Here is an 18,847-nt window from a genome sequence, read left to right on the forward strand (position 1 = left end):
GTCGTCTGGCGAAGGGGCATGCCGAATAGCACCTTCATCGTGAGGCAAACCTGGATTGCCGCGTCGCTAAACTCGCGCTGACGACCGCGCTTGCCGGTCGACGAAGCGTACCATTCCATCTCAGGATCAAGCCAGATCGATAGCGAACCGCGCTGCTTCAACGCTGTGTTGTACGAAGGCCAGTTCCTGGTCTTGTACTTCGTAGGGGACCAACTGCTCATGCACCGTTGCTACCCCACTGGATTCAAACAGGGAATCCCTCGCCCCATTTGTGCAACAAAGCCCCCAAACGACGATACTTCTGTTGCCACAGCTTTGAACCGTTCGGCTTTACCAAAACAAACAAGCCGCCAGCATCGGCCAACTTGTATGGCTTTGGTTTTGGCTGGGCTTTTCGAATCTTCAGGTCGGAAAGTGCCATTGGGGGTATCAACCTCGGACTGTGGGGGTGATACCCCCAACAATACCCCCACGTGCTGTGTTTTTTGGGGGTATCGAGTGTTCTACTATGTTCAGAATGATACCCGAACAACGGCCAAAAACTCAATGAAATTGAGCGTTTATGAGCATCTATGTTCGGAAGAAATGGTGCCCAGGAGAGGACTCGAACCTCCACATCCTTGCGAATACTAGCACCTGAAGCTAGCGCGTCTACCAATTCCGCCACCTGGGCAGGTGTCGTGGAGGGGCGTTTAAGCCTACTGGCGGAAGGCGTCAACCGGATTCGAGTGGTTTCCTGAAAGTTTTTTGAATCGCTCAGATGGCCGGGCACGTGCGGTGACCTGGGTCGTCTTTGTCGGGGTTCGCGCGGCGAATTAGCGCCTTGTTCCAAGACCGTCTGAGCGTTAGTTCTAAGGCGCAACTACTGAGCAGGAGCCCTCTCATGTCCAAACTGGTCACGATCTATGGCGGATCGGGTTTTGTCGGTCGCTACATTGCGCGGCGCATGGCAAATGAGGGATGGCGCGTGCGGGTTGCAGTGCGGCGCCCGAACGAGGCGATTTTTGTGAAGCCTTACGGCGTTGTGGGTCAGGTCGAGCCGGTCTTGTGCAACATTCGGGATGACGCTTCGGTCGCGCTGGCGATGCGAGGTGCAGATGCGGTTGTGAATTGCGTGGGCGTGCTGAATGAGCTGGGCAAAAACGAATTTGACGCCGTACAGGCGGACGGGGCCGAACGGATCGCCCGACTGGCGGCAGAGCAGCGCATTGCGCGCATGGTTCATATCTCGGCCATTGGAGCCGACGCTGAGGCGGCCAGTGAATACGCGCGAACAAAGGCGCACGGCGAGGCTGGAGTGTTGGCGCATATGCCCGATGCGGTGATCCTGCGCCCATCCGTCATTTTCGGCACCGAAGATCAGTTCTTCAATCGATTTGCCGGGATGACGCGCATGGCACCTGTTTTGCCGTTGGTCGGTGCTGGGACAAAGTTCCAGCCGGTCTATGTGGATGACATTGCAAAAGTCGCTGTTAAAGGCATTCTTGGTCAGGCCGAGGCCGGAGTTTATGAGCTGGGTGGGCCCGAGGTGAAAACCTTCCGGGCGTTGATGCAGCAGATGTTTGCGGTGATTCACCGCCACCGGGTCATCATTGGCATGCCGTTTTGGATCGCTCGGATCATGGCTGGGATGCTGGATATCCTGAAATTCGTCAGTTTCCAGCTGTTTCCCAACCATATCCTGACGCGCGATCAGCTAAAGAATCTGCGTCACGACAATGTCGTGTCTGAGGATGCAAAAACCTTTGCGGATCTTGGGATCGAGCCCACAACGCTTGAGTCGGTGTTACCAGAGTATCTGTGGAAGTTCCGCCCGTCCGGGCAATATGATGACATCCAGAATTCGGCGGGGAACCTGCGGACCTGATCAGCTATACGCGATCACCAGCAGAACGATGCCCAGAATGACGCGGTAGATGACGTAAGGCGTGAAGCTGACGCTGCGCAACAAGCGCATCATCAGGCTTAGCGCCAACAAGGCGGACACAAAGGCGAATACGGCAGCGATTGCGCCGTCCTTGGCCAGTTGGGTATCTGCCTGACGCACCACGTCCACAGACAACAGTACACCCGAAGCTATGATTGTCGGGATAGACATGAGCATGGCAATCCGGGCCCCGTCTTCGCGGGTGTACCCCAGCTGGCGGGCGCCGGTGATGGTGATGCCAGACCGCGACGTCCCGGGGATCAGTGCCAAAACTTGCCAAAGCCCCATGATGGCAGCATCGCGTACGCCCCAATCGCTCGCTTCCTTGGTCTGTGGCCCCTTCTGGTCCATCCAATACAGGACAAGGCCAAAGCCCAGCATCGTCCAACCGATGACGGCAACCGAACGCAAGGCTGCACTAAATCCCGTCACATGGAGAATCAGGCCAGCAATCACAGTGGGAATCGTGGCAACGATCAAACCCAGAGCCAAGCGCGCTTGTGGCGTATCCAACCGCCCGGTCAGCGCGTGAGGTAAGCCGATTATCGCTTGTTTAACGTCTGACCAGAAGTACAGCACAACTGCGCCCAGGGTACCGACATGCACGGCCACGTCGATGGCCTGACCCTGATCCTTGAGGCCAGTCAGGCTGGGCAACAGGATAAGATGGCCCGACGAAGATATGGGCAAAAACTCAGTAATTCCCTGAATAATTGCCACGAGAATCAATTGAAAGAGACTCATCTGCCCTGCCGTGCTGCCATCACGTGTTTTTCGTGTTTCTTGGGTATAAGCGTCCTGCCGAAAAGGAAAGCACCCATAAAGGTCCGATTCGGAACTAATAATATGATATTTTTTCGCCCAGCCCGTGCAATCATCAAACTTTTTGGTATTTAGGTCAATACTATTGACTTTTAATCCCGAAACCCATCCCTTAAAGAGATCCGACCAAGCCAATTCATGGAGTCAGAGCCGTGGCCAAGCAACCGATGCTGAAATTTGTGCAGATCGACCGCGTCATGCCCGAAAAGCGTGCCGCCAATGACCGTAGGGAAGACTTTGATGAGATCTACGCTGAATTCGCCGCCGAAAAAGCAGCAGAGCAGGCGAGCCGCTGCAGCCAGTGTGGTGTTCCTTATTGCCAGACGCATTGTCCGCTTCACAACAACATTCCCGATTGGCTGAACCTTACTGCGACCGGACGATTGGAAGAGGCGTATCAAACCAGTCAGGCCACCAATACGTTCCCTGAGATCTGCGGGCGTATCTGCCCCCAGGACCGGTTGTGCGAAGGCAATTGTGTGATCGAGCAATCCGGTCATGGCACTGTGACCATCGGAACCATTGAGAAATACATCACCGACACGGCTTGGGACAAAGGCTGGGTAAAGCCTGCGCAACCGTCTGCCGAACGGCCTGAAAGCGTTGGCATTATTGGCGGCGGACCGGGTGGGTTGGCCGCGGCCGATTTGCTGCGCCGCGCGGGTATTCAGGTTACCGTCTATGACCGCCACGACCGCGCGGGCGGGTTGTTGATGTATGGCATTCCCGGCTTCAAGCTGGAAAAGGATATTGTGCAAAGGCGCAATGATCTGCTGGCAGACGGCGGGGTTGAGTTTGTGCTGAACTGCGATGTTGATGCGGCCAAGTTCGACGAAATCCGCGCCAAACATGCTGCGGTGATTATTGCGACTGGCGTTTACAAATCCCGCGATCTGACAATGCCCGGCAGTGGCTTGGGAGGGATCGAAAAAGCGATCGATTTTCTAACCGCTTCAAACCGCAAAAGCTTTGGGGATGTTGTCGAGGATTTCGACAATGGCCGCCTGAATGCCGAAGGGAAAAAGGTGGTGGTTATCGGGGGCGGTGATACCGCAATGGATTGCGTGCGCACGTCGATCCGACAGGGCGCGACCTCGGTCAAGTGCTTGTATCGTCGTGACCGGGCCAACATGCCCGGATCAATGCGCGAAACTCAGAACGCCGAGGAAGAAGGCGTAATCTTTGAATGGCTGAGCGCGCCCAAAGGTTTCACAGGTGACGCAAAAGTCTCAGGCGTCATGGTTCAGAAGATGCGCCTGGGTCAGCCCGATGCCACCGGTCGTCAGGCACCCGAGGTGATTGAAGGCGCCGATTACGTGGAAGACGCCGATCTGGTTATTAAGGCGCTGGGTTTTGAACCCGAAGACTTGCCGACACTCTTTGGTCAGCCCGATCTGCCGGTTACACGCTGGGGCACTGTCAAGGCAGCGTTCCAAACAGGGGAGACCGAAATGGACGGCGTCTACGCCATTGGTGACATTGTGCGCGGTGCGTCTTTGGTGGTCTGGGCCATCCGCGACGGTCGCGACTGCGCCGAAGCCATAATCGACCGGTTCAACACCAAAGCTGCCGTCGCAGCGGAATAAGCAACAGCTCAGCGACAGGAGGGTTCCGAAATGCCCGAATTGCAAGGTCAATGTATGTGTGGCGCGGTTACAGTCACCGCCACCCCCGCCAAAGAAGCGCTGGGCGCCTGTCATTGCGATATGTGCCGCCGCTGGACCAGCTCGATGCTGGTAACTTTCCCGGCCGAGCCGGGATACGCCGCCCTGGGGCCAGTCAAAACGTTCACATCGTCGAACTGGGCCGAACGCGCGTTCTGTTCAGACTGTGGTTCTGCGCTTTGGTACCGGATCACGTTGCCGGGCGAGATGCATGGCCAGACCCAAATGGCAGCCGGGCTGTTCGATAACGGACTCGACAGTGAATTGAAGCTTGAACTTTACATCGACAAAAAGCCCCAAGGGTATGCATTCGAAGGTGAGCGTCGTCAAATGACCACCACCGAGGTCGAAGCCATGTACGCCCTGCCGGCAGAAGGAGACAGCCAATGACCAAATTTGATGCCGATTGGGTGCGGGCTGAGGAAACCAAGCGCAAGTGGGTGGCTGAAAACGGCCTGTATTCCGAGGACGAAGAACATTCGTCCTGCGGTGTTGGCCTTGTTGTCTCGGTCGATGGAAAGAAAAGCCGTAAGGTCGTTGACGCCGGTATCGACGCGCTTAAGGCGATCTGGCACCGGGGTGCCGTGGATGCGGATGGAAAAACCGGGGATGGCGCAGGCATTCACGTGCAGATTCCGGTTCAGTTCTTCTATGATCAAATCCGCCGTACAGGGCATGAGCCTAATCTGGACGAGCTGATTGCCGTCGGTCAGGTGTTTCTGCCCCGAACCGATTTTGGCGCGCAGGAGCAATGCCGAACCATCGTGGAAACCGAGGTTCTGCGCATGGGCTATTACATCTATGGCTGGCGGCACGTGCCCGTTGACGTGACGTGCCTGGGCGAAAAAGCAAACGCGACCCGTCCGGAAATCGAGCAGATCCTGATCTCGAACACCAAGGGCGTGGACGAAGACACGTTTGAGCGTGAGCTGTATGTCATCCGTCGTCGCATCGAAAAGGCGGCCATGGCTGCCGGAATTTCCGGCCTGTATCTGGCGTCGCTGTCCTGCCGCTCGATCATCTACAAGGGTATGATGCTGGCCGAGCAGGTGGCAGTCTTCTACCCCGACCTAATGGACGAACGCTTTGAAAGCGCCTTTGCGATATATCACCAGCGCTATTCGACCAACACTTTCCCGCAATGGTGGCTGGCTCAGCCCTTCCGCATGTTGGCCCATAACGGTGAGATCAACACCCTGAAGGGCAACATCAACTGGATGAAAAGCCACGAAATCCGCATGGCAAGCGGGACATTTGGGGATTACGCAGAAGATATCAAACCGATCATCGCTGGTGGATCGTCGGATTCAGCCGCATTAGACTCTGTTTTTGAGGTTCTCGTGCGCGCCGGACGTTCAGCCCCGATGGCCAAAACCATGATGGTGCCAGAAAGCTGGTCCAAGCAGGCGGTTGAGCTGCCGCAGGCGTGGCGCGATATGTATTCCTACTGCAATTCGGTGATGGAGCCCTGGGATGGCCCGGCCGCGCTGGCGATGACCGATGGTCGTTGGGTTTGTGCGGGTCTGGACAGGAATGGCCTGCGCCCGATGCGCTATGTGGTGACCGGTGACGGCCTTGTTATCGCCGGATCCGAGGCCGGAATGGTGCCGATTGATGAGGCTTCTGTGGCCGAAAAAGGTGCGCTTGGCCCTGGGCAGATGCTGGCGGTGGACATGAAGAAAGGCAAGCTGTTCCGCGACAAGCAGATCAAGGATAAGCTGGCTCGCGCTCTGCCCTTTGGCGAATGGGTCGGCAAGATCAACGATCTGGATGACATTTTGGGTGGCATCGCCGAGGCCCCGATCTTTTCGGGCGCGGAATTGCGCAAACGTCAGATTGCGGCCGGATATTCAGTCGAAGAACTGGAACAGATCCTTGCACCTATGGCTGAAGATGGCAAAGAGGCTTTGGCTTCGATGGGCGATGACACCCCGTCGGCGGTTCTTTCAAAACAGTACCGACCACTCAGCCACTTCTTCCGCCAGAATTTCAGCCAGGTAACCAACCCACCGATCGACAGCCTGCGTGAATACCGCGTGATGTCGCTGAAAACCCGGTTCGGGAACCTTAAGAACGTGCTGGATGAAGATAGCAGCCAGACCGAAATCATCGTGCTGGAAAGCCCGTTCGTGGGCAACGCACAGTGGGACAAGCTGGTCGAAAACTTCAATGCGCCTCTGGCCGAGATCGACTGCAGCTTTGAACCCGGCCAAGGCGCGTTAGGTGCCGCATTAGCCCGTGTTAGAGCCGAAGCGGAAGAAGCCGTGCGTTCCGGCGCAGGCCATTTGGTGCTGTCGGACATGAATTCTGGTGAGGGCCGCGTCGGCATGCCGATGATCCTGGCGACCAGTGCAGTGCATTCGCATCTGACGCGTCAAGGTCTGCGGACCTTCTGCTCGCTCAACGTACGCTCGGCGGAATGCGTGGACCCACATTACTTCGCTGTTCTGATTGGTTGTGGGGCGACGGTCGTGAACGCCTATCTGGCCGAGGATTCTCTGGCAGATCGGATCGGTCGCGGCCTTTTGGATGGCAGCCTGTCAGAAAATGTCGCGCGTTATCGCGATGCGATTGACCAGGGCCTGCTGAAGATCATGGCCAAGATGGGCATTTCGGTGATCTCGTCCTATCGCGGTGGTCTTAATTTCGAAGCTGTCGGCCTCAGCCGTGCCATGGTGGCAGAGTACTTCCCAGGTATGACCAGCCGGATCTCTGGCATTGGTGTGACCGGCATTCAGTCCAAGCTCGAAGAGATTCATGCCAAGGGTTGGGACGGCGGCCTGGACGTTCTGCCCATCGGTGGGTTTTACAAAGCGCGCAAGTCGGGTGAGACCCACGCGTGGGAAGCAACCTCGATGCATATGATGCAAATGGCCTGTAACAGAGCCTCGTATGAGCTGTGGAAGCAGTATTCGGCCAAGATGCAGTCGAACCCGCCGATCCACCTGCGCGACCTGATGGACTTCAAACCGCTGGGCAATCCGGTGCCGATTGAAGAGGTGGAATCGATCACCTCGATCCGTAAGCGGTTCGTCACGCCGGGCATGTCGCTGGGCGCGCTGTCGCCTGAGGCGCATAAGACACTGAACGTGGCGATGAACCGGATTGGGGCCAAGTCCGACAGTGGCGAAGGCGGCGAAGATCCGGCACATTTCGTACCGGAGCCCAATGGCGATAACCCGTCGGCCAAGATCAAGCAGGTCGCTTCGGGCCGATTTGGTGTGACAGCCGAATACCTGAACCAGTGTGAAGAGCTGGAGATCAAGGTCGCTCAGGGTGCCAAACCCGGTGAGGGTGGTCAGTTGCCAGGCATGAAGGTCACCGACTTGATTGCGCGTCTGCGGCATTCAACCAAAGGCGTGACCCTGATCTCGCCACCGCCGCACCACGACATCTACTCGATCGAGGATCTGGCGCAGCTGATCTATGACCTGAAACAGATCAACCCGCGCTGCAAGGTGACGGTGAAGCTGGTGGCGTCTTCGGGTGTTGGCACGATTGCGGCTGGCGTGGCCAAGGCCAAGGCAGATGTGATCCTGATCTCGGGCCATAACGGCGGCACAGGCGCTTCTCCGGCAACCAGCATCAAATATGCAGGTCTGCCGTGGGAGATGGGCCTGACCGAAGCGCATCAGGTTCTGGCGATGAACAACCTGCGCGATCGCATCACCCTGCGGACCGATGGTGGCCTACGCACGGGCCGCGATGTCGTCATGGCCGCCATGATGGGGGCCGAGGAATATGGCATCGGCACAGCAGCCCTGATCGCAATGGGTTGCATAATGGTACGTCAGTGCCAGTCAAACACTTGCCCGGTTGGTGTTTGTACACAAGACGAGAGCCTGCGTGCCAAGTTCACCGGTAACGCGGACAAGGTGGTCAACCTAATCACCTTCTACGCGCAGGAAGTGCGCGAGTTGCTGGCCAGCCTGGGTGCGCGTTCTGTGGACGAGATCATCGGGCGGGCAGATTTGCTGGCGCAGGTCAGCCGTGGGTCCGCGCATCTGGATGATCTGGATCTCAACCCGCTGCTGATCACCGTCGATGGCGCGCATAACATCGTCTATAACCGCGACAAGGATCGGAACCCTGTCCCTGACACGCTGGATGCCGAAATCGTCCGCGATGCGGCGCGCTTCCTGAAGGACGGCGAAAAGATGCAACTGTCTTATGCCGTGCAGAACACGCATCGGACTGTTGGTACGCGAGTTTCCAGCCATATTGTGCAGAATTTCGGCATGCGGAACACGTTCCAGCCGGACCACCTGCATGTAAAGCTGCAGGGTTCCGCAGGACAGTCTCTGGGCGCCTTTGCAGCGCCGGGCCTGAAGCTTGAAGTGTCAGGCGATGCGAACGACTATGTCGGCAAAGGCCTGTCAGGCGGCACGATTGTCGTACGCCCGCCGCAGGTCAGCCCGTTGAAAGCGGATGACAATACGATCGTCGGTAACACCGTTCTCTATGGCGCGACCGACGGCCATTTGTTTGCAGCGGGTCGCGCGGGTGAGCGGTTCGCAGTCCGCAACTCTGGCGCCAAGGTGGTGGTCGAAGGGTGCGGCTCGAACGGGTGTGAATACATGACCGGCGGTATTGCCGTAATCCTGGGCGACATCGGCGCAAACTTTGGGGCCGGGATGACCGGAGGTATGGCATATCTCTATGACCCGGACGGCAAAGCGCAATTGTTGATGAACATGGAGACGCTGGTGACATGCCCGGTAACCGTGGACCATTGGCACGATCAGCTGAAATCTCTGATCAAGCGTCACGCGGACGAGACCGGCAGTCGCAAGGCAGCGGATATCTTGCAGCATTGGGACGTGGAAAGCGGCCATTTCCTGCAGGTTTGCCCCAAAGAAATGCTGAACAATCTCAGCTATCCGTTGAGCACTGAGGCTGCAGCCGTTCCAGCTGAGTAATCGTAAATACAATAAGGGGCCTCGCTTGCTATTGTTGCAAGCGAGGCACAGTTTTGCGTAACTCACCCAGCTCGTTTTATCGACCTCCTTAATTCGGTCAAAAAGCGTTGACACCTTGTAGATGTTTGCCGGTTAACCTCGGAATCGGTTTGGGTATCCAGTGGGAGCAGTTGAGTGGCGACATATCTCGATCAGTTTTATTCGTTTGACCCCGCGAACCCGCCGCCCGGAGGTACGTCGGTAATCGTCGACAAATTCATTCTGGACGACGTAGATAACGACAATGAAATCGAGGCGCCAAGTGGTGACACTGTCAACGGTCAGGATGTAACTTCCTCTTATCCCGGCGACACGGTAACGATGAACGTGGCTGGTGTTGGGAACGTCACATATACTGGCACGACGTTCTATCTGGCGGACGGCACCCGGGTTTTCACCCCGACGGACGGCCAAGTACTGCAGCCTGGCACGTTTGTGTCTTCCACATTCGTCACCACTCAGGGACCGCTCGATGTAACCACGGATCTGGGGCCGCCCTGCTTTACGCCAGGCACACTGATTGCGACACCCGATGGCTTGCGACCGATTGAAGAGCTGACCGCTGGCGATTTGGTAAACACTGCCGATAATGGCGCGCAACCATTGTTGTGGATTGGCAAAACAACCGTTGCGGCCGAGGGCAAGCTTGCACCTGTCAGGATCGACGCGGGATTACTCGGGTTGGAAGAACCGTTGCTGGTGTCGCCGCAGCACAGGATGCTGATCGCCGATTGGCGGGCGCAATATCTGTTTGGCTATTCCGAAGTGCTTGTTGCAGCTCATTGCCTGATCAACGGCGACACGGTCACGCGGGTCGAGGGTGGAGAGGTTGAGTATATTCACCTGCTCTTCGCCCAACATGAAATCATCTTTGCCAATGGTGCAAAAAGCGAAAGCTATTACCCTGGCCATGCCGTGCTTCAGCCTGAGCGTGACACTCAGATGGAAATCCTGCAGTTGTTCCCTGAACTGCGGGCGCGCAAACCCGTATTGCCCGAGACGGCGCGCCCTGTGGTGCCGCCGCGCGAGGCCCGCGCAATCGAAATTTAGGCCGTTCCAAACGCGCTGCATGCGTCGTATAGCAGGGATATGGCAAAGAAAGCAGCCCGCAAGTCAGGCGGTAAAAAAAGTAAGGCATCCACAAGCAAGAGACCACTAGCGGCGCGACTTCGCCGCTGGGTGACGCGTGCTGCTCTGGCGGCAGTGGCTTTTGTTGTAGGTGTGGTACTGCTTTATACGGTGGTAAACCCGCCGGTCACACATACGATTTGGTCGGAATGGCGACGTCTCGGGCGTGTTGATCGAGATTGGGTGCCGATTGAGGAGATCTCGCCGACGATGGCCCGATCCGTCGTTGCGGCCGAGGACGCAAATTTTTGTTTGCATTGGGGGTTCGATGTCGATGCGATCCGGGACGCGTTGGAGGATGGCGGGTCGCGCGGAGCGTCGACGATCACCCAACAAGTGGTCAAAAACGTGTTTCTTTGGCAGGGCCGCAGCTATGTCCGCAAGGCGCTGGAAACATCCATTACACCGGTTGTCGAGATTTTCTGGAGCAAACAGCGCATTCTCGAGGTCTATCTGAACGTTGCAGAGACCGGTGAGGGCATATTCGGCGTCGAGGCTGCGGCGCAGAATAACTTCCATGTCACCGCGGCCAAGTTGTCTCCGGTTCAGGCGGCGCGCATTGCGGCGATCTTGCCGTCACCGCGCAACAGGTCGGTCAAGGACCCATCTGTTCGCACCCGCAGGAGGGCCGCAGCCATCCTGGATGGAGCGGCCACCATCCGCGCAGATGGTCGCGCGGATTGTTTCGAGGATTGAAACCTGTACCCCGGCAAGGCTAAAGCTGAAGGGTACATATTGGTTCGAATGGAATTCCATGGCGCGTCTGTTTCACGTTCCCCTATCCCCGTATTGCCGCAAGGTTCGTCTGTCTCTGGCAGAGAAGAAGATCGAAGTTGAGTTGGTTGAGGAAAAATATTGGGAGCAAGACCCAGATTTCCTGCGCCGCAACCCCGCTGGCAAAGTGCCTGTTTTGCGTCTGGATGGGCAGATCATGTCTGAAAGCGCGGCCATCTGCGAGTATATTGAGGAAACCCGACCAGAGCCCCCGCTGATGCCAAAAGAACCTGAGGCCCGGTTCGAGGTACGTCGGCTGGTCGGTTGGTTCGACGACAAGTTTCATCACGAAGTGACGTCGAAACTCTTGTACGAACGGGTCAACAAGAAGGTGACCGGTCAGGGCTATCCTGACAGCAAAAACGTCAAAGCCGGTGCAAAAGCCATCAAGTACCACCTGGACTATATGGCGTGGTTGCTGGATCACAGGCGCTGGCTGGCAGGGGATCAAATGACGCTTGCCGATTTTGCGGCGGCCGCGCATCTGTCATCGCTGGACTATATCTCGGATGTGGATTGGAACCGCAGCCAGGCGGTCAAGGATTGGTACGCCAAGATCAAGTCTCGCCCAGCGTTCCGCTCGATTTTGGCGGATCAGGTGCCAGCATTCCGTCCTCCGGCCCATTACGCAGATTTGGATTTCTGATAGGGTGGGCAAGCAGGGGGCTGTCTGCCCCCTCTTGGCCTTTTGGGCCAATTCACCCCCGAGGATATTTTTGGCCAGATGAAGTACGGATCGGATTTGAAGGACAGGCTTGTGAAACGAGCCATATCCGAAGGGTTTGTATCCTGCCGGATTTGCAGGCCGTGGGATGTGCCGCAGGTGCCGGAGCGGTTGGATGCGTTTCTTCAGGCCGGGTATCACGGGCAGATGGGGTGGATGGCAGAGCGTCCGCATTGGCGTGGTGATCCGGCAGCGCTTTGGCCTGAGGCACAAGCGGTGATCATGCTGGCCGAGAGCTACATGCCTGAACACGATCCGACAGAGGTACTGAACCACCCGGAGAAAGCGGCGATTTCCGTTTACGCGCAGCACAAGGATTACCACGATCTGGTCAAGAAGCGACTGAAACGACTGGCGCGGTGGCTGATCGCCGAGGCAGGCGGAGACGTGAAGGTGTTTGTCGACACGGCACCGGTGCCGGAAAAAGCGTTGGGTCACGCAGCCGGGCTGGGGTGGCAAGGCAAGCATACCAACCTTGTCAGCCGTGATTGGGGAAATTGGGCCTTTATAGGCTCTGTTTTTACCACTTTGGACCTGCCAGCGGATGAGGCAGAGGTGGATCATTGCGGCTCTTGCCGCGCCTGTTTGGACAGCTGTCCAACGGATGCATTTCCCGCGCCGTATCAGTTGGACGCGCGGCGTTGTATCTCGTATCTGACCATCGAGCATAAAGGACCGGTTGAGGAAGAACTGCGCGGCAAGATGGGCAACCGAATTTATGGGTGTGACGATTGTCTGGCGGCGTGTCCCTGGAACAAGTTTGCGGTGGCCGCCAGCGATATCCGGTATGCAGCGCGCGATGATCTGAAGGCGCCAACGCTGGCTGAGCTGGTCGAGCTGGATGATGCAGCGTTTCGCACAAAATTCTCGGGCTCACCGATCAAGCGGATCGGACGGGATCGGTTTGTGCGCAATGTATTGTATGCGATCGGCAATTCTGGCGCGGAGGATTTACGACCAGCGGCACAGGCGCTGACCGAAGATCCGGATCCGACCGTAGCGGACGCGGCGCGCTGGGCGGTGAAACAACTGTCTTAGGTGCCGCAAACAGGCTGGACGTGTCGGTCCAAACCGCTAAACCCGTCTCCAGAGACTAGAAGGAGGACCCGATGGCCTTGGCATTGGGGGTAGATACCGGCGGGACTTATACGGATGCGGTGCTGATCCGGGATGAGACAGAGGTGATCGCCTCGGCCAAGTCCCTGACCACGCGTGCGGATCTGGCGATTGGCGTGGGCAAGGCGATCTCGGCCGTGTTGCGCGACGCGCAGGTGTCGGCGGAGCAGATTTCCATGGCATCCCTTTCTACGACTTTGGCCACGAATGCTCTGGTCGAGGGGCAGGGCGGTCGTGTGGCCCTGATCTATATCGGGTTCAAAGACAGTGATCTGCAAAAGCACGGGCTAATGGATGCGCTGAAGGGTGATCCGGCATTGATTATCGCGGGCGGCCACAGCCATGCGGGCGCTGAGGCGATGCCAATGGATGTCGGCGCGCTTGAGGGTTTTTTAGACTCTCACAAAGGCATATCCGGCTTTGCGGTTGCGGCGCAGTTTGCCACGCGTAATCCGGCGCATGAGTTAGAGGCCGCGCGGATCATAGCAGACAAGACTGGCGCGCCAGTCACCTGTTCGCACCACTTGTCTGCCAGGTTGAACGGCCCCAAACGCGCCGTGACGGCCGTGCTGAACGCGCGATTGATCGGGATGATCGACCGTTTGATCGGTCGCGCGCAGGACCAGCTGAGGGAGCTGGGCATTGCCGCACCAATGATGGTGGTGCGCGGAGACGGGGCATTGATGAGCGCGGAGCAGGCGCGCGAGCGTCCGATTGAGACGATCCTCAGTGGCCCGGCGGCGTCCATCGTGGGCGCGCGTTGGTTGACCAAGGCGGAAAATGCTCTGGTCTCGGATATCGGCGGAACGACGACGGATGTGGCGCTGATCCGAGATGGCAAGCCGGCGATTGACCCGGCTGGCGCGCAGGTCGGTGGATTTCGGACAATGGTTGAGGCCGTGGCGATGCGGACGCACGGTTTGGGCGGCGACAGTCAGGTTCATGTGGTGACCGAAGGCTTGGGCGGCGGCGTATTTCTGGGCCCGCGTCGGGTTTTACCAGTTTCCTTGATTGCATCAGAAGCCCCCGAAACCGTGCATGCAATTCTGGACCAACAATTGCGCGCCACAACCGTCGGGGAGCATGACACCCGGTTTGCACGCCGGGTTCCAGGTATCCACGCGGATGGTGTCGGGCCCCGTGAAGAAGGTTTGCTCAACCGACTTGGTGATCAGGTCATGCCGCTGAGCAGCCTATTGCGGACACGTATGGAAAACGGGGCGCTGGCGCGGCTGGTGAATCGCGGGATCGTTCAGGTTTCTGGCGTCACGCCATCTGATGCAAGCCACGTTCTGGGCCGGTTAGACGCCTGGGACGTGGATGCGGCGCGCAAGGCGCTGAAGCTTTTTGCCAGAAAGCGGGTGGGTTCGGGCGATATGCTGGCCGACTCGCCCGAACACCTGTCGCAAATGATCGTAGACCAACTGACAAAACAAACCAGTTTGACCCTGTTAGAGACTGCTTTTGCAGAAGAAGCTGACAGTTTTGGAGTGCCGCCACGGGATCTGGCCCGGCATGTCCTGATGCAACGCGGTCTGGCGCAGCATCGCGGATTGTTGGCGTTGGATGCGACGTTGAATGTGGATGTCGTGGGTTTGGGCGCATCCGCGCCAAGTTATTATCCAGCGGTGGGCGAGAAACTGCGTTGCCAGATGATTCTGCCAGAACACGCCGGGGTCGCGAATGCCATCGGGGCCGTTGTCGGACGGTTGACCTTGCGACGATCAGGGACCGTCACCTCTCCATCAGAAGGACGATACCGGGTGCATCTGGAGGACGGGCCGCAAGACTTTGGTGCCTCGGATGAGGCCTTGGCCTTGTTAGAGACTGTTTTGCGGGAGGAAGCGAAAGGCGCGGTGCAACAGGCCGGGGCCGAAGACATCCGCGTGGTCGTCGACCGGGACATCAGAACCGTGCGTGTCGAGGCGCAAGACGTGTTCGTCGAAGCATTGATTACCGTCGAAGCCAGCGGCCGACCGAGGGTTGCATCGGGCTAGCCCCTCTCAATATATGAAAGGGGCTGGGTAGGTGGTGCGTTATTCGGCTGCGTCCGCGCGTTTTGGCAAAACCCAATCCTGGCGCGGGAAGTGGCATGTGTAGCCGTGTGGGATGCGGAGCAGATAGTCCTGATGCTCTGGCTCTGCTTCCCAGAAGGACCCGACCGGTTCGATCTCGGTCACGACTTTGCCCGGCCATACTCCGCTGGCATCGACATCGGCAATCGTGTCCAATGCGACGTCTTTTTGCGCGTCGTCCACATAGTAGATGGCCGAGCGATAGCTCATCCCTCTGTCATTACCTTGCCGGTTCACGGTTGTGGGGTCGTGGATCTGGAAGAAAAACTCCAGCAGATCCCGGTATGAAATCTGGCTTGGATCGTACATGATCTCGATCCCCTCGGCGTGGGTGCCGTGGTTGCGATAGGTCGCGTTGGGCACGTCGCCGCCGGTATAGCCGACGCGGGTGTTGTTGACGCCGGGCAGCTTGCGGATCAGGTCCTGCATACCCCAAAAGCAACCTCCGGCCAGAACAGCGCGTTGTTCGGTCATTGGATTTCCTCCACATGGATCAGATAATCGCCATAGCCTTCGGTCTCCATCTCGTCACGATGGATGAACCGCAGTGCGGCTGAGTTGATGCAATAGCGCAGCCCACCATGTTCGCGTGGGCCATCCGGGAACACGTGACCCAGATGGCTGTCGGCGTGTTTCGAACGCACCTCGGTCCGGATCATGCCCAGGGTCGCATCCCGAAGCTCCTCAACATGTTCGTGGACAATTGGCTTGGTAAAGCTGGGCCAGCCGCAACCGGATTCGTATTTGTGGGTCGAGGCGAACAAGGGCTCACCCGAGACGATATCCACGTAAATACCGGGTTCCTTGTTATCCAAATGCTTGCCGGTGCCGGGACGTTCCGTGCCGCCGCGCTGCGTGACGTGGAATTCTTCAGGCGAGAGGGCTGCGATGGCCTCGGGGTCTTTGGTATAGTCGGTCATGGCTCCTCCGTCAGGTTCGGTGTTAGGTCAATATTTGGGGGTGGGCGTGCAGAAAGCAAAGTCATATTTCAAAAAGCTCTCACAGTCGTGCGTTCGATCTGGTGCCAACTGCGCTGACTCAGGTTGCAGTCTTGCTGCCTCGGACGGGTTGCCTGGACAGTTGCACGGCCAGAATACCCAGTGTGGTAATACAGACGCCAACAGCATCCAGGGACCCCAGCTTTTCGCCCAGCAGTATCGCTGCAATGGTGACGCCAAAGACTGGGTTTAGAAAGTGGAAGGTGGCGGCCCGCACCGCGCCGATCCGGTCCAGTAGCAGAAACCAAATGAGGGTTGCCAGCAAACCGGGGAACAAAGTGGTGTAGGCAAATGCCAGCGCCAGCGGCACCGTCGGCTGGATGTAGATCGTTTCAAAGATCGGGGCCGCGACGAACAAGGTCGCCGAGCCCACAAGCATTTGCAGCCCAACCACCATCATGAAGTTTCCCCCGGACGTCGCCCCCCGTACGGCGAGGGTAGCAAAGGTCAACGCCAACGCGCCGATACCGCACAGCGCGATGCCAAACATATCGACGCCAGCGCTGATCCGGCTGCTCATGATCAGTGCCACACCGGCGAACCCGGCCAGCAAACCGATCACGCCGAGCGGGCGCAGTTTTTCGCCCAAAAGCAGCCATCCGGCCAACGCGACGAGCAGGGGCATGGTCGAGGCAATGATCGCAGCGACAGAGGCTTCGATGGTTTGCATCGCATAGAAGTTCAGACCCAGATAAAGGGCATTTTGACAGATTCCGAACAGAATGGTCGCGCGCCATTGGGGCCGTGTCAGACGCCAACTTTGCCCCATCGCACGGGCAATAATGACACCCAGAATGCCCGATATCAAAAACCGCAAAGCTAGCGAAAACAAAGGCGACGCATCTGCCACGATGATCCGCGCCGAGGTGAAGGCGGATGACCAGATCAGGGCAAATACCAACCCCATGGCTATGGCGCGCAGATCCATGGAGGCCCCCCTGTCACATCGCGCGGACTGTTCCCGATTTTGGAAAAAGCTGCAAGCGTTGCGCGTTATTAAAGACACATTCGCCCTGCAAGTTTAATGGCTCATGCGTTTTTATTGATTGGTCAGCCAATTAAAGATAAGTCTGAAAGGATCTGACAATTCAAGGGAGGTTTGTCGGTGCTTCTGGAGTACATACTGTCTTTTGGCGTCCTGCTCGCATTGGGCCTGGTCGCATTCTTCGTCGTGAAGTGGTGGAATCTGCGCTGTGTTGGCGTGACACCAGTTCACTTGTTCACATTCATCGCGATCCTGTTCACGTCCGGGTTGGACGTCGGGCTGATCATGTTTCCGCTGACCGAGTTCGGCGGTTACGCAGAAGAACCCGCTTATGCCTTTGCCAACCCGTTGGCAATCGAGTTCGGGTTTTGGGGCTTTCTGATCTGGGCCTTCTACTTCCTGACGGCGTTCTACTTCTGTGTGATCGAGCCGCGTGTGAAGTTCTTTGAGATCCCGGTGGTCAAACTGATCAACAACGTGGTCATCATTGGCACCTGCGCGTTTACCGCCAGCCTGTTCCTGATCTACCTGCCCGGTTACTTGCCCGAGGTGGGTGATGGTGAATCCGTAGTCACAACCTTCTACGTCATCGTGTTCGTGGTCATTCTGGCGGCGGCCTATTCGTCGACCGACCTGAAATACGTGCGCATTCTGTCGGTTGGTTCGACCATCCTGTTCCTGACGCTGATCCTCGGCATGTGGGTCGCAGCAGGCATGGGCATGACTGGTTTCGTTGAAACCGGCAGCAATATCGGTGCCTATTTCACCAACCTGCACAAGTTCGTTCTGCCGCTGACCGACTATCACGCTTTCTACCTGTTCTGGTGGTTTGCATGGTCGATCATGATCGGCCAGTTCACCTCGCGCTTCGTGGGCGGGTTGAAAACCTGGCAACTGTTGGCAGCGCTGCTGATCTTCCCGTCGATCCCGCTGGGGATCTGGTTCACCGTTCTCTACTACTATCACCTGAACGACATCAGCACCGCAGGCATCACCAACGTAGCGATGGTGATCGTGGGCGTGACCTTTGTGATCAACTCGCTGGATTCGCTGATCAGGCTCTATACCGACAACCTGAACATGACGGTCGAGCGGTTTGGCAAGGCAGCTTATGTCGTCGGTAACGTCGCATTGCTGTTTGTTCTGACCCTGCTGTTTCAAAGCCAGTGGCTGCAAATCCAATGGATCGGAGCGGTAGTCGTGGGTCTGTATCTCGCCTGCGTGGTCTTTGTCCTGATTACCAAGCGCAAAGAGGTGTTGAGCATCGATTCAATGCCCGAAGGCCGTGATCTGGACTTCCACAAGGTTGAGACAGTTCACTGATCAATCACAATCAGAACTTTAAAAGGGCGCCGCATTTGGCGCCCTTTTTTTGCCGTCCATCGCAGTTGTCCGCTATGCGGACTTGGACGAAACCGCTCTCGCGGTATTGGCGCTTGTGGCGAGTGATGCACACTAAATGGACGCTACGATTTTGTAGATGGGCGCGCCTGTCTGACGATTGGGACCTTCTCAATCTGATGACAGGAGGTTCCGATGACGGACCAGTATGTGCCTGCGCTGCGCCAGCGTTTTCTCGAAGACATGCGGATCAAGGGGCTGCAGCCCAAGACGCAGACGATGTACCTGCGGGCGATGCGCGACTTCACGCGGTTTCTCGGGCACTCGCCGGACAC

General features: G+C 57.4%; 17 protein-coding genes and 1 tRNA gene. 11 read left to right on the plus strand and 7 right to left on the minus strand.

The window, feature by feature from the left end; translation table 11 throughout:
- The 3 genes from D9K61_RS11065 to D9K61_RS11075 form a co-directional block, all read right to left on the minus strand.
- A partial coding sequence (locus tag D9K61_RS11065) for a transposase (RefSeq protein WP_174235095.1) occupies positions 1-221 on the minus strand: 221 nt, incomplete at its 3' end.
- A gap of 23 nt (positions 222-244) precedes the next feature.
- The gene (locus tag D9K61_RS11070) at positions 245-421 is read right to left on the minus strand and encodes an Arm DNA-binding domain-containing protein (RefSeq protein ID WP_120633318.1); all 177 of its coding nucleotides are present in this window, start codon (positions 419-421) and stop codon (positions 245-247) included.
- Between the two features lie 165 nt (positions 422-586).
- Positions 587-673, minus strand: a tRNA-Leu gene (locus D9K61_RS11075).
- 210 nt (positions 674-883) lie between these two features.
- On the opposite strand from D9K61_RS11075, the gene D9K61_RS11080 reads away from it, so the two are divergent.
- Positions 884-1,867, plus strand: coding sequence for a complex I NDUFA9 subunit family protein (locus D9K61_RS11080; RefSeq protein WP_120633319.1), 984 nt, complete (start codon positions 884-886; stop codon positions 1,865-1,867).
- Here the strand turns inward: D9K61_RS11080 and D9K61_RS11085 are convergent, their stop codons facing one another.
- Positions 1,868-2,671 (minus strand): undecaprenyl-diphosphate phosphatase, encoded by an 804-nt coding sequence (locus D9K61_RS11085; RefSeq protein WP_120633331.1) that lies wholly within the window; start codon positions 2,669-2,671, stop codon positions 1,868-1,870.
- Positions 2,672-2,901: 230 nt separating this feature from the next.
- Here D9K61_RS11085 and D9K61_RS11090 point away from each other — a divergent pair, with 230 nt between their 5' ends.
- The 8 genes from D9K61_RS11090 to D9K61_RS11125 all read left to right on the plus strand — a co-directional run bounded on the left by D9K61_RS11090 (position 2,902) and on the right by D9K61_RS11125 (position 15,110).
- Positions 2,902-4,335, plus strand: a complete 1,434-nt coding sequence (locus D9K61_RS11090) for an NAD(P)-dependent oxidoreductase (RefSeq protein WP_120633320.1) — start codon at positions 2,902-2,904, stop codon at positions 4,333-4,335.
- 30 nt (positions 4,336-4,365) lie between these two features.
- A complete protein-coding gene (locus tag D9K61_RS11095; protein ID WP_120633321.1) occupies positions 4,366-4,803 on the plus strand; it encodes a GFA family protein in 438 nt (145 codons plus the stop codon).
- The gene (gene gltB / locus D9K61_RS11100) at positions 4,800-9,332 is read left to right on the plus strand and encodes a glutamate synthase large subunit (RefSeq protein ID WP_120633322.1); all 4,533 of its coding nucleotides are present in this window, start codon (positions 4,800-4,802) and stop codon (positions 9,330-9,332) included. The genes D9K61_RS11095 and gltB overlap by 4 nt, the downstream gene beginning before the upstream one ends.
- 174 nt (positions 9,333-9,506) lie before the next feature.
- Entirely contained in the window at positions 9,507-10,421 is a 915-nt protein-coding gene (locus D9K61_RS11105) for a Hint domain-containing protein (protein ID WP_120633323.1), read from the plus strand.
- 39 nt (positions 10,422-10,460) lie between these two features.
- A complete protein-coding gene (gene mtgA / locus D9K61_RS11110) occupies positions 10,461-11,195 on the plus strand; it encodes a monofunctional biosynthetic peptidoglycan transglycosylase (RefSeq protein ID WP_120633324.1) in 735 nt (244 codons plus the stop codon).
- 58 nt (positions 11,196-11,253) lie between these two features.
- A complete protein-coding gene (locus D9K61_RS11115; RefSeq protein ID WP_120633325.1) occupies positions 11,254-11,919 on the plus strand; it encodes a glutathione S-transferase family protein in 666 nt (221 codons plus the stop codon).
- Positions 11,920-11,997: 78 nt separating this feature from the next.
- Positions 11,998-13,035, plus strand: a complete 1,038-nt coding sequence (gene queG, locus D9K61_RS11120; protein WP_120633326.1) for a tRNA epoxyqueuosine(34) reductase QueG — start codon at positions 11,998-12,000, stop codon at positions 13,033-13,035.
- Positions 13,036-13,106: 71 nt separating this feature from the next.
- Positions 13,107-15,110, plus strand: a complete 2,004-nt coding sequence (locus D9K61_RS11125; protein ID WP_120633327.1) for a hydantoinase/oxoprolinase family protein — start codon at positions 13,107-13,109, stop codon at positions 15,108-15,110.
- A gap of 39 nt (positions 15,111-15,149) precedes the next feature.
- On the opposite strand, the gene msrA is transcribed toward D9K61_RS11125, so the two are convergent.
- The 3 genes from msrA to D9K61_RS11140 all read right to left on the minus strand — a co-directional run bounded on the left by msrA (position 15,150) and on the right by D9K61_RS11140 (position 17,114).
- Positions 15,150-15,662: a peptide-methionine (S)-S-oxide reductase MsrA gene (msrA, locus tag D9K61_RS11130; protein WP_120633328.1), complete on the minus strand. Its 513-nt coding sequence runs from the start codon at positions 15,660-15,662 to the stop codon at positions 15,150-15,152.
- Positions 15,659-16,108 carry a peptide-methionine (R)-S-oxide reductase MsrB gene (gene msrB, locus D9K61_RS11135; protein ID WP_120633329.1) on the minus strand — a complete coding sequence of 150 codons (450 nt, stop codon included), beginning with the start codon at positions 16,106-16,108 and terminating at the stop codon, positions 15,659-15,661. The genes msrA and msrB overlap by 4 nt, the downstream gene beginning before the upstream one ends.
- Before the next feature lie 118 nt (positions 16,109-16,226).
- Entirely contained in the window at positions 16,227-17,114 is an 888-nt protein-coding gene (locus tag D9K61_RS11140; RefSeq protein WP_120633330.1) for a DMT family transporter, read from the minus strand.
- A gap of 183 nt (positions 17,115-17,297) precedes the next feature.
- Between D9K61_RS11140 and D9K61_RS11145 the strand changes: the two genes are divergently transcribed.
- Positions 17,298-18,494, plus strand: a complete 1,197-nt coding sequence (locus D9K61_RS11145) for a BCCT family transporter (RefSeq protein ID WP_120633332.1) — start codon at positions 17,298-17,300, stop codon at positions 18,492-18,494.
- Positions 18,495-18,707: 213 nt separating this feature from the next.
- On the plus strand, positions 18,708-18,847 hold a 140-nt coding region (locus D9K61_RS11150), incomplete at its 3' end, for a phage integrase N-terminal SAM-like domain-containing protein (RefSeq protein WP_174235096.1).

Source organism: Ruegeria sp. EL01 (assembly GCF_900313035.1).
Lineage (GTDB): Bacteria > Pseudomonadota > Alphaproteobacteria > Rhodobacterales > Rhodobacteraceae > Ruegeria.